General features: G+C 69.6%; 6 protein-coding genes. 2 read left to right on the top strand and 4 right to left on the bottom strand.

Annotated features, from left to right (window positions below; genetic code table 11):
• Positions 1–276: 276 nt before the first annotated feature.
• Both C1J00_RS27255 and C1J00_RS27250 read right to left on the bottom strand, forming a co-directional pair.
• Entirely contained in the window at positions 277–2,931 is a 2,655-nt protein-coding gene (locus C1J00_RS27255) for a cellulose binding domain-containing protein (RefSeq protein ID WP_102911666.1), read from the bottom strand.
• A gap of 202 nt (positions 2,932–3,133) precedes the next feature.
• Positions 3,134–6,052, bottom strand: a complete 2,919-nt coding sequence (locus tag C1J00_RS27250) for a glycoside hydrolase family 48 protein (RefSeq protein ID WP_102911665.1) — start codon at positions 6,050–6,052, stop codon at positions 3,134–3,136.
• Between the two features lie 401 nt (positions 6,053–6,453).
• Here C1J00_RS27250 and C1J00_RS27245 point away from each other — a divergent pair, with 401 nt between their 5' ends.
• Positions 6,454–8,166 carry a glycoside hydrolase family 6 protein gene (locus C1J00_RS27245; RefSeq protein ID WP_102911664.1) on the top strand — a complete coding sequence of 571 codons (1,713 nt, stop codon included), beginning with the start codon at positions 6,454–6,456 and terminating at the stop codon, positions 8,164–8,166.
• Positions 8,167–8,303: 137 nt separating this feature from the next.
• The gene (locus C1J00_RS27240) at positions 8,304–9,203 is read left to right on the top strand and encodes a class I SAM-dependent methyltransferase (protein WP_102911663.1); all 900 of its coding nucleotides are present in this window, start codon (positions 8,304–8,306) and stop codon (positions 9,201–9,203) included.
• 131 nt (positions 9,204–9,334) lie between these two features.
• Here the strand turns inward: C1J00_RS27240 and C1J00_RS27235 are convergent, their stop codons facing one another.
• Complete coding sequence (locus tag C1J00_RS27235; protein ID WP_102911662.1) at positions 9,335–10,210, bottom strand: aldo/keto reductase; 876 nt, start codon at positions 10,208–10,210, stop codon at positions 9,335–9,337.
• A 74-nt stretch (positions 10,211–10,284) separates the two neighbouring features.
• Complete coding sequence (locus C1J00_RS27230) at positions 10,285–12,111, bottom strand: AMP-dependent synthetase/ligase (protein ID WP_102911661.1); 1,827 nt, start codon at positions 12,109–12,111, stop codon at positions 10,285–10,287.
• Positions 12,112–12,198 lie beyond the last annotated feature (87 nt).

The raw sequence follows: 12,198 nt of genomic DNA, 5'->3' as shown, positions 1-12,198 counted from the left end.
TCCCCGACCAGGACCGGCCCCGCCCCGACCCGGTGTTCAGCCTGCGGTCGTTCCGGAAGGCCGGGTGAACGGCAGGGCGAGGGGGGCGGGCGAAGGCCGAACGGCTCGGTCTCGGCGACGGGCCAGAGGCCGAAGCCGTCAGGGGCGCCGGTCTCCAGGATGTGCTGCATCACAATCACTCGGGCAAGTGTTCCGCATGCCCTGCCCCGGTCGCCTCTCGTTTCCGCGCCGCCGGGGGCGCCCACCGTGTCCGGCGCGCGCCCCCGGCAGCATCCCTCAGGTGACCGTGCAGTTCCGGTCGCCCAGTGTGAAGGCGGCCGGCTTGGTGTTGGTGCCAGTCCAGTTCGCCGTGAAGCCGAAGCTCACCGACGATCCCGCCGCCACGTTCGCGTTCCAGCCGACGTTCTTCGCCGTGACCGCCGAACCCGACTGTGCCGCCTCGGCGTTCCAGGCCTGACTCAGCTTCTGGCCGTCGGGGAAGGCCCAGTTCAGGGACCAGCCGTTCCAGGCGCTCGTACCGGTGTTGGCGAGCTGGACGTCCGCCTGGAAGCCGCCCGCCCACTGGCTGGTGACCTTGTACGTCACCTTGCAGGCGCCCGTCGGCCCCGGGTCGGGGCCCGGTCCCGGGTCTGTCGTGCCGCCGCCGGAGCCGTCGCCGTAGATGACGCCCCGGCCGTTCGTGGAGACGTAGACACGGCCGTACACGCGCGGGTCGCCGGTGATCGCCGCGCCCGTCCAGCCCCACTGGTGGGCGTCGTCGTTGATGCGGGTCCAGCTCGTGCCCTTGTCCGTGGAGCGGAAGATGCCGCGCACACCGCCGATCTTCGCGCTGGTGTAGAGGGTCTGGTAGGAGGCTCCGGGTGCCGCCTTGCCGAAGCCGATGGTGTCGGCCTGCTCGACGTTCGACAGCTTGGTGAAGCTCGCCCCGCCGTCCGTGGAGTGCCACAGGCCGTAGGCGCCGTCCGTCGCGCCACCGGCCAGCCAGACGTCGCCCTTCCCGCCCGGCAGCGCCTTGAAGCGGACGCTGTCACCGCTCGGCAGCCCCGTGGCCGGTGATGCCTTGAAGGTCGCCCCGCCGTCCGTACTGACGTAGAACTTCCCGGACTTGAAGCCGTAGAAGGTCTTCGGATCGACGCGGTCCGCCTCGACGATCGCCCCGGCGGGGATCCCTCCCGAGGCCTGCCACGACGTGCCGAAGCCCGTTGCGTGGTGCACGCCGGCGCCCTCGGGGCTCCACACGAACCGGCTGCCGTCGGCCGCCGAAGCGACCGTGCCGCCGCCGCTCACGCCCGAAGGGTCGGTCCCGGCGAACCAGTTGGCGCCGTTGTCCGTGGAGAACGCGATGTGCGGTCCCGAGTCCAGGTTGCCCGTCCGCACCACCGTGTTCGGGTTCGACTCGGCGAAGTCCAGGCTCGTGGTCGTCGTGAAGTTCGGCTGGGTGAACATCATCGAGGGGACCTTCGTCAGGTCCGTGTGCCGGAAGCCGCCGATGTCGCCGAGTGCGCTCAGCAGCGGGGCGCCGGACGGGGGAGAGGCGAGGTCGTTGACCGCCGTCTCCTCCAGGCCCCGCACCATCGGCTTGACGGTGAACTTGCCGCCGCTGTCCCAGTTCCCCAGGTTCTCCGTGCCGTAGATCGTCGCACCCGTCCCGTACATCATCCGGTTCGAGTCGAAGGGGTCGATCTCCAGGGCCTCGGTCATCCACCCCAGCTTCGGCGTCTGCTCGGGCGGTTGCGGATTCGCGCCCCAGGTCAGCCACGGCGCGGACGAGACGTCCATCGTGTAGCGGTTCTCGCGGTTCGGATACGACGTGTAGTCCCACGCCTTGGTCCAGGTCGCGCCGCTGTCCGTGGAGCGGAAGATCTGTGTGTCCGGCCACCAGGCGCTGTACGCGGTCGCCATCACCGTGCCCGGCTTCTGCCGGTCCACGGTCAGCCCGCTGAAGCCGTAGAAGGTGTCGGCCTCCGCCACCGGGCTGATGTCCGTCCACGTTCCGGTGCCGGTCGCGTACCGCCACAGCCCGCCCTTGCCGCCGTCGTACGGGCCGCCCTTGTCGCTGTACGCGAGATGGAGGTAGCCGTTCTTCGCGTCCAGGACGCCCTTGTGCGCCAGGTGGCCGGTGGGCTGTCCGGCCAGCCGCTGCCAGGTCGCGCCCGCGTCCGTCGACCGGTACACCGCGTTGTCCTTGTCGGCGACCCCGACGTAGATCGTCTTCGTGGCGTTCCCGGTGGTGCCCGTGGACTCGTCGAAGGTGACCCAGACGATGCCCTGGTTGTCGGACGCGTAGCCGCTCGTGTCGCTCGGGTCCTGCGCGTAGTTGCCGACGTTCGGGAAGTCGGCGACCTGCGACCAGGTCACGCCCGAGTCCGTCGACCGCCACAGCCCCTTGCCGCTGGGCGCCCCGAGGTACAGCACGCTGTTCCGGTTCGGGTCGACGGCCAGCCGCTCGCCCATGCCGCGCCCCGGCATGTTGCCGCCCAGCTTGAACGGCAGGCCGGCCTTCTGCCAGCTCGCGCCCCGGTTGGAGGAGCGCATGACCGCACCGTTCTTCGGATCCCAGCTGTTGGTGTACGTACCGACCGCCGCGTACACCTTGTCCGGGTCGACGGAGTCGGAGGCGATGCTCACGACGCCGGTGTGCCCCCAGTCGTCCCAGCCGACCGAGTCCAGCAGCGGCGTCCAGGTCTTGGAGGACTCCTGCCAGCGGTAGGCACCGCCGATGTCCGTGCGGGCGTAGGCCAGGTTCTTCTCGGAGCGGTTGAAGACGATACCGGGCACGAACCCGCCCCCGTCGATCCGGGCGTTCTTCCAGGTGTACGTGTCAGCGGCGAGCTTCGTCGCCGGGGGATCGGCGGCCAGTGCGCTGGGCGCACCCGACAACAACCCGGCCGCCAGCGCCAGCACGGCCGTGAGAACACGGGTTCTTCGCACGGTGGGGTTCCTTCCGTGAGGGGGGAACGTGCGAGAGCCGGGCGGTCCCTCGTGCGGGTGGGGACCGCCCGGCCCTGGTGGCCCCGCGTCAGGTGCAGGGCCTTGTACGCAGAGCTTCGGACGCTGCTTCGGGGGCGGGGAACTGCGCGACCAGCCACAACGGCCGCGCAGCCGCCCACCCTCCCCGCAGCGCCCGGCGGGGTTATTCGAGAAGCTCCGCGTACGAGCCCATGGCCAAGGCGATGTCCGCCTGAGCCCAGAACCGGTGGTACGTGAACGACGGCACCGCGCCGCCCGCGAGATAGCTCTCGATCTTCGACCAGGCCGGGTCGTCCTCGTAGAAGGACCGGATGGAGTCGAACGTCGACGACGAGTTGATCGCGTCGCCGTTCGGCATCGTGCCCGTCCAGCCGCTCGGGATGTGCACCGGGTCGTCGAACCGGTTGTAGTCGGCCCGGTTCTCGGAGACTGCGATCCCGAGATCGGTCTGGTGGTTCGCCCACATGCCGTCCAGCAGCTTCTTCGCCGCCGCCGCGGCCTCCGTGTCACCGGAGCGGTCCGCGTAGTACGTCAGGGTCTTGGCGAACGAGGCCGCCACACCGACGTCGTTGGTGTAGTCGGCGACGGTGACGTGCAGCCCGCTGTTGGCGCCGGGGCTGGAGGCGTTCCAGGTGTCGGGCTGGCCCGACCACTGCAACGTCGACGGGATGCGGTAGGTGCCGTCCGGGTTGAACGTGGTCTTGGACAGCGCCCAGTCGACCCACTTGTCGAGGACCGCCTTGGCCTTCGCGTTCCCCGTCTGCTGGTACAGCTCGGCGACCCGCTCCACGGACCACGCCTGGAAGCCGAACCACTGGTTGGACGGCGGGTCGTGGTACACGGGCTTCTCGTCGTAGTACATGCCGTAGAACGTCGACTTCCCGGCGGGCGGGGTCGCGTACCGGCCCGCCCAGCTGTTGGTCGCGCCGCCGGCGATGGCGCCCTCGTCCGACTGCAGCCAGCGGTAGAACTCCAGCTGCCGGTCCATGGACTTGGCCCAGTCCGCCGCGCCCGTCGCCGACTTGGGCTTCAGCGGGGCGTAGTTGCCGAGCGCGTACGCCGCGAGGGGGTTCTGGTAGCCGCCGTGGGCGTGGCTGGAACCGATGCGCCAGGACCAGCCGGCGTTGGTGTCGGTGGCGCCGCCCCAGGCGTAGTACCAGGACATCAGGTACATCGAGGCGTCCTTGCCGGTGCCGGCCGGGCAGGCCGCGGGTCCGACGCAGTTGCCGATCTTCTTGAAGTACTTGTCGAACATGGAGTAGCGCAGGTAGTCGCCCATCTTGGCCGCCTTGGCGACGGTCCCGGAGACCTGCCCGCCCTTGCCCTGCTCCTTCGCCCAGATGTCCGCCCAGTACGCGGCCTGCACGGCCCGTGCGTCGGCGTCCGGAGCGTTGGTGAACTTCCACTGCTTGGCGTAGGAGGCGTCACCGGTGAACAGGTCCAGATAGCCGTTCTTGCCGCCGTACTTGAAGGCGTCGCAGGTCGGCTGCGGCACCGTCTCCCACACCGACTCCTGCGCGCCGCGCTGGAAGGTGTTGATGTACGACGGGCCGGTGTCCGACGGGCCCGCCTCGCACTTGCCGGGCGAGTTGCCGTAGCCGTAGACGTTGTCGACGTCCTGCAGCCAGTGCATGCCGTAGACGTCGTCCGTACCGTAGGCGCTCTTCAGCTCACCCGCGATCGGGTCGGTGCCGACCGGGACACCGGTGTCGAGCTTGGCCGGATACTCGTTCGGCGTGTCCAGCTCGGGTGCGTAGGTGGCCGGCTTGGCGGCGTTGTAGAAGGAGTTGGTCGGCTGGTCGGCCTTGGTGGGGATCATGTACTTCTCCATGAGATCCCACGCGCCGTTGAACTTGGACCAGTCACCCGTCACCTTGCCGTACATGGCCTGGAGCCACAGGAGGTAGCTGTACGCCTCCGACGTGGTCTCGTGGCCGTGGTCCGGCGCCTCGACGATCAGCGTCTCGACCGAGTGGTAGGGAATGCCCTCGGGGGAGAAGTAGCCGTTCGCCGGGTTGGTGATCTTCCCGTACAGCTCCAGGAAGCGGGCGTCGTAGACTTTCGCCGCCGCCAGCTGGGTCACGGTGACCGACGCCTTGCCGTGGCCCGCGGCCGTCGACTCGAACACGGCGGAGCCGGAACCGGAGTTCGCGGCCGCCACGGTCACCTTCTGGGCGGTGTTCCAGTTCTGCGGCGTGAACGTCAGCGACGCGCCGGCCGAGACCGAGAGCCCCGCGTTGCCGCTCGCGCGGGCCGAGGTCACCGTCACGTTCGCCGAGGGCTGCTTGGACAGCTTCACCTCGTAGGTGCCCGACTTGCCGGACTGGACGCCCAGTTGGAGCGGCGAGGCGACGACGGTCGGGCCGGAGGCGACGGTGATGCCGACCGGGGTGGAGTCGGCGGAGGCGCCCCTGCTGTCGTACGCCTTCGCCACCAGGGAATGGCTGCCCACGGCCAGGTCCGGGACGGAGAGCGCGTAGGGCGCGCTCGTGTCCGTGCCCAGCAGCTTGGTGTCGTCGTAGAACTCCACCTTGCTGATCGTGGCGTTGTCCGCTGCGGCGGCGGTGGCCGCCAGCGGTACCGCCTGGCCCTGGGTGTACACGGCGCCCGCGCTCGGGCTGGTCAGCACGGCGATCGGCGGCTGGTGCGCGCCGGTGCAGGGCGTGCCGTTGACGGAGAAGGACGTCGGCGCGGTGTTGCCGCCGCTGTAGGAGAACTGGGCGCCGGTGGTGACGGCGGCGCCCGCGGCGACCCGCGCGTTGTGGGAGGCGTTCTTGACGGTGATGTTCGTGCCGGACTGCGACCAGGTGCCGTTCCAGCCGTTGCCCAGCTTCTGGTTGCCGGAGTAGGCGTAGGTCAGGGTCCAGCCGTCGATGACGTCCGTGCCGCGGTTGGTGAGGGTCAGGTCCACCGTGAAACCGGAGCCCCAGTCGTTCGTCTTGTAGTCGACACTGCACTGAAGTGCAGCCGCCTGCGCGGGAGTCGACCCTGAGGAGAGCATCGTCAGCGGAAGAGCGAGAGCTGCGAGGGCTGCGGTCCACAGCCGTCGCACCGCTCCGCGTCTCCGGGGTGGGGGATGCATGGTGCTGGTTCCTCCTTGCGGCTCGGAGAAGTCAAGGCTTGAACCAGTGGGAGCGCTCCCATAGTGCGGACACGTCAGGTACCGGTCAAGGGACTTGAAGAGTCGAAAAGATTCGACGCCGCGCGTTGAGCGAAAGTCAGCGACTCCCCTGTTCTTTGCCGACACTTGGCGCTACCTTCCTTGACACCAGTGGGAGCGGTTCCATCAGTCGACGCGTCCGTCACGGCGGGCCCGACCTGCACGGAGTCGCTCATGCGACACCCCTCGCGTTCAGTACTTTTAGCCGCCGCCCTCGCGGTCGTCCCCGGCTGCGCGAGTGCCGGTGCCGGGTTCCTCATGTCCTTGTCGGAGCGCGCCCTGAACGGCTGACACCCCCACCACCGAAAGGGAAACCCGCACTCATGAGCCGTACGAGAACAGCGTTACTGGCCGCCATGGCCCTGGTCGCCGGAGCGACCGGAACCGCCTTCGCCGTCGACCCGGGCGCCGGCGTCGCCGCCGTCCCCTGCACCGTCGACTACAAGATCCAGAACCAGTGGAGCACCGGCTTCACCGCCGCCGTGACCATCACCAACAACAACGCCGCCAAGTCGTCGTGGTCGCTGAAGTGGTCGTACGCGGGCAACCAGAAGGTCACCAGCGGCTGGAACGCCAAGCTGAGCCAGAGCGGTGCCGCCGTCACCGCGGCCAACGAGACCTACAACGCCCAGCTCGCGACCGGCGGTTCGGTCAGCTTCGGCTTCCAGGGCAGCTACAGCGGCAGCAACGCGATCCCGGCCACCTTCACTCTCGACGGCGTGACCTGCAACGTCGACGGTGACCCCGGCGGCCCCACGGATCCGGACCCGGGCGGCCCCGCGAACCGGGTGAACAACCCCTACGAGGGCGCCAAGGTGTACGTGAACCCGGAGTGGTCCGCGAACGCCGCCGCCGAGCCGGGCGGCAGCCGGATCGCCAACCAGCCGACCGGTGTCTGGCTGGACCGGATCGCCGCGATCAACGGCGCGGGCGGCAAGATGGGCCTGCGCGCCCACCTCGACGAGGCGCTGCGCCAGAAGGGCTCCGGCGAGCTCGTCGTCCAGCTGGTCATCTACAACCTGCCCGGCCGTGACTGCGCCGCCCTCGCCTCCAACGGCGAGCTGAAGGCCGACGAGATCGGCCGCTACAAGACGGAGTACATCGACCCGATCAAGGCGATCCTCGCCGACTCGAAGTACTCCTCGCTGCGGATCGTCACCACCGTCGAGATCGACTCGCTGCCGAACCTCGTCACCAACACCGGCAGCCGCCCGACGGCCGTCCCGCAGTGCGACGTGATGAAGGCCAACGGCAACTACACCAAGGGCGTCGGCTACGCGCTGAACAAGCTCGGCGACGTGCCGAACGTCTACAACTACGTCGACGCCGGCCACCACGGCTGGATCGGCTGGGACGACAACTTCGCTCCCTCCGCGACCCTGTTCAAGGAGGCGGCGTCCGCCGAGGGCGCGACCGTCAACGACGTCCACGGCTTCATCACCAACACGGCGAACTACAGCGCCCTGAAGGAAGACCACTTCTCCATCAATGACAACGTGGCCGGCAAGTCCGTCCGCGAGTCGGATTGGGTCGACTGGAACCGCTACGTCGACGAGCTGTCCTTCGCCCAGGCCTTCCGCGACCAGCTGGTCTCGGTCGGCTTCAACTCCGGCATCGGCATGCTGATCGACACCTCCCGCAACGGCTGGGGCGGCACCGCCCGGCCCACCGGCCCCGGCGCCCGGACGACCGTCGACACCTACGTCGACGGCGGCCGCTACGACCGCCGCATCAACCCCGGCAACTGGTGCAACCAGTCCGGAGCCGGCCTCGGCGAGCGCCCGCAGGCCGCCCCGGCCGCCGGAATCGACGCCTACGTGTGGATGAAGCCCCCGGGCGAGTCCGACGGGGCGAGCAAGGAGATCCCGAACCCTGAGGGCAAGGGCTTCGACCGGATGTGCGACCCGACGTACGAGGGCAACCCGCGCAACGGCAACAACCCGTCCGGTGCCCTGGCGGACGCGCCGATTTCCGGGCACTGGTTCTCCGCCCAGTTCCGGCAGCTGATGCAGAACGCGTACCCGCCGCTGTCCTGACCGTCCGTGCCGAACCGCTGAACCGCTGATCCGTCGGGGCCCTTGCCCCGGCGGATTTTGCGGGACCGGCAACAGCAGTGGCCTCCGTACGGTGTGCCGTCGCACGCTGACCGCATCCGAGCGAGAGGCTGTCCACCATGGCGCACGACCACGACCACGTTCACCGGCAAGGCCACGGCCACCACCACGACCACACCGACATCGACTGGGCGGCGATGGCCCCGATGCTGGAGTCCGAGGCGGAGCTGTTCACGTCGATGTACGAACGGGCCCTCGGCTGGCTGGCGAAGGAGGTGACCGAGCCGGGGCTGATCGTCGACGCGGGCAGTGGGCCGGGTGTCGTGTCGTGTCTGTTCGCGGAGACGTTTCCGGGCGCGCGGATCGTGGCGGTGGACGGCTCCGAGCCGCTGCTGGAGCGGGCCCGGGCACGGGCGGAGCGCCAGGGGGTGGCCGACCGCTTCGGCACGGTCGCCGGGGAACTTCCGGACGTCCTCGACGAGTTGGAGTACCCGGCCGATCTGCTGTGGGCCAGCCGCACCCTGCATCACCTCGGCGACCAGCGGGCCGGGCTCGCCGCGTTCGCGGCCCGGCTGGCGCCCGGGGGCACTCTGGCCCTCATGGAGGGCGGGCTGCCCGCACGATTCCTGCCCCGCGACATCGGCATCGGCCGCCCCGGTCTTCAGGCGCGCATGGACGCGGTCGAGGAGGAGTGGTTCACGAAGATGCGCCAGGACCTCCAGGGCCATGTCGCCGAACCCGAGAACTGGCCCGCCCTGCTGTCCGCCGCGGGCCTGACACACACCAGGACGCACAGCTTCCTCCTGGACCTTCCCGCCCCGGCCTCGGACCGCGCCCGTGCCCACGTCGTCGACTCCCTGACCCGCTTCCGCGACACCCTCGCAGAGGGCCTCGACCACGACGACCGCACCACCCTCGACCGCCTCCTCGACCCCGGTGACAAGGCGAGCCTGCACCACCGCCAGGACGTGTTCGTGCTGGCGGCCCACACCGTGCACACGGCGGTCCGGCCCGCATAGCTCCGGGGCCGTCGACTCCGACCGGACCGACATGGCAATGACGACGGCAGCCGGTCTGAGAGTGCGGGAACGACGGCGCCCCGGCCCGGGGCTCCGCGAGGGGCTCCCGGCCGGGGCGCAGGCGGTGCGGCTCAGGCGCCGTTGAACTCCGCCGGGTCCGGCCCGATGCGGCGGTCCTCGTTCAGCGCGCTGATCGCCGCGAGGTCCTCGTCGTCGAGGCTGAAGTCGAACACGTCGATGTTCTCCTTGATCCGCGACGGGGTCACGGACTTCGGGATCACCACGTTGCCCAGCTGGATGTGCCAGCGCAGCACGACCTGGGCCGGGGTGCGGTCGTGCTTGCGGGCGATGGCCACGATCGCCGGGACCTCCAGCAGGCCCTTGCCCTGGCCGAGCGGTGACCAGGCCTCCGTGGCGATGCCCTGCTCCGCGTGGTACTCGCGGGAGGCGCCCTGCTGCAGGTGCGGGTGCAGCTCGATCTGGTTCACCGCCGGGACGACCGACGTCTCACCGATCAGCTTCTGAAGGTGCTCGGGGAGGAAGTTGGAGACGCCGATGGCCCGGATCCGGCCGTCGGCGTGCAGCTTCTCGAACGCCTTGTAGGTGTCGACGTACAGACCTCGCTCCGGCGTCGGCCAGTGGATCAGGTACAGGTCGACGTAGTCCAGGCCGAGCTTGCCCAGCGACGTGTCGAAGGCGCGCAGCGTGGAGTCGTATCCCTGGTCGGCGTTCCAGAGCTTCGTGGTGACGAAGAGCTCCTCGCGGGGCAGTCCGGCGGCGGCGATGGCCTTGCCGGTGCCATCCTCGTTGCCGTAGATCGCCGCTGTGTCGATGCTGCGGTACCCGGCCTCCAGCGCCGTCGCGACGGCCGTCTCGGCCTCGTCGTCCGGCACCTGCCAGACGCCGAAGCCCAGCTGGGGCATCTCGACGCCGTTGTTCAGGATGATCGGGGGGACCTTGCTCACGAGCTCTCGATCCTTCGGTAAGTGGTCGGGTGTACTTCCCATCGTCAACGATCACGGGCGGTGATGCATTCCTGACGGGAGAATTCCGAAACCGCACCTGCCCCGCGAGGCGTACGTCACGCTCGGTAGAGCGCTTCGACCTCGTTCGCGTACGCCTTCTCGATCGCCTTCCGTTTCAGCTTCAGGGACGGGGTCAGCAACCCGTGCTCCTCCGTGAACGGCTGGGCCAGTATGCGGAAGGTGCGGATCGACTCGGCCTGCGAGACAAGGGTGTTGGCGGCGACCACCGCGCGGCGCACCTCCGTCTCCAGATCCGCGTCGCGCACCAGCTCCGCCGGGGACATCTGCGGCTTGGCCCGCATGGCCAGCCAGTGCTCCACGGCCTCCTGGTCGAGGGTGACCAGGGCGGCGATGTACGGGCGGTCGTTGCCCACGAGGATGCACTGGTTGACCAGCGGATGGTCCCGGACGCGTTCCTCCAGCACCCCGGGCGAAACGCTCTTGCCGCCGGAAGTGACCAGGATCTCCTTCTTGCGCCCGGTGATGGTGAGGAAGCCGTCCTCGTCCAGCGCGCCGAGGTCGCCGGTGGCCAGCCAGCCGTCGTGCAGGGTGGCGTCGGTGGCCTTCTGATTGTTGAGGTACCCCTGGAACAGGTTCTCGCCGTGCAGCCAGATCTCGCCGTCGTCGGCGATGTGCACGGTCATGCCCGGGATGGGCTGCCCGACCGTGCCGAAGCGGGTGCGCCCGGGCGGGTTGGCGGTCGCGGCGGCCGTGGTCTCCGTCAGGCCGTAGCCCTCGTAGATGTGCACGCCCGCGCCGGCGAAGAACAGCCCCAGCCGGCGGTCCATCGCCGAGCCGCCGGACATGGCGTGCTTGATCCGGCCGCCCATCGCGGCGCGGATCTTGCCGTAGACCAGCTTGTCGAACAGCTGGTGCTGCATGCGCAGGCCCGCCGACGGGCCGGGGCCGGTGCCCCAGGCCTTGGCCTCCATCGCGTCCGCGTACTTGATGGCGATGTCGACGGCCTTCTCGAAGGGGCCGGAGCGGCCCTCCTTCTCGGCCTTGCGGCGGGCCGCGTTGAACACCTTCTCGAAGATGTACGGCACGGCCAGGAAGAACGTCGGCCTGAACGCGGCCAGGTCGGGCAGCAGGGCCGCCGCGTTCAGCTGCGGCTGATGACCGAACTTCACCTTGCCGCGGATCCCCGCGACTTGGACCATCCGCCCGAAGACGTGCGCGAGCGGCAGGAACAGCAGGGTCGCCGCCTCGTCGCCGCGCTTGGAGTGGAACACCGGCTCCCAGCGCTCGATGACGGTGTCCGCCTCGTACATGAAGTTGCCGTGCGTGATGACACAGCCCTTGGGGCGGCCGGTGGTGCCCGAGGTGTAGATGATCGTGGCGACCGAGTCGGGTGTGACCGCCTGCCGGTGGCGGTGCACCACCTCGTCGTCGAGGTGCGCGCCCGCGTCGTACAGCTCGTGCACGGCGCCGGAGTCGAGCTGCCACAGCCGGTGCAGCTGGGGAAGCCGGTCGATGACGGTGGCGATGGTCATCGCGTGGTCCTCGTGCTCCACGACCGCGGCGGTCACCTCGGCGTCGTACAGCATCCAGAAGCACTGCTCGGCCGAGGACGTCGGGTAGACCGGCACGACCTGGGCGCCGATCGTCCACAGCGCGTAGTCGAACAGCGTCCACTCGTACCGCGTGCGGGACATGATCGCGACCCGGTCGCCGAACCGGATGCCGCTCGCCAGCAGGCCTTTGGCCAGGGCGAGCACCTCGTCGCGGAACTCGGCGCTGGTGACGTCCCGCCACTGGCCGGACGCGTCCTTGCGGCCCAGCGCGATGTGCAGCGGGTCCTCCTGGGCATGCTCGAAGACCACGTCGGCCAGACCGCCCACCGGAGGTGCCAACGCCAACGGAGGGATGGTGAACTCGCGCAAACCCCGCTCCCCGCTCCTCAGCGCTCCTGTCGAGTGACGTCCCGCACAGCGCCGTGAAAGCTACCCCACCCGGGCAGGGGGCGGGAG

This window comes from Streptomyces cahuitamycinicus, assembly GCF_002891435.1.
In the GTDB taxonomy this organism is placed as follows: Bacteria; Actinomycetota; Actinomycetes; order Streptomycetales; family Streptomycetaceae; genus Streptomyces; species Streptomyces cahuitamycinicus.
The sequence above is the reverse complement of the archived record's forward strand: the minus strand, read 5'-3'. Positions and strand labels throughout refer to the sequence as shown.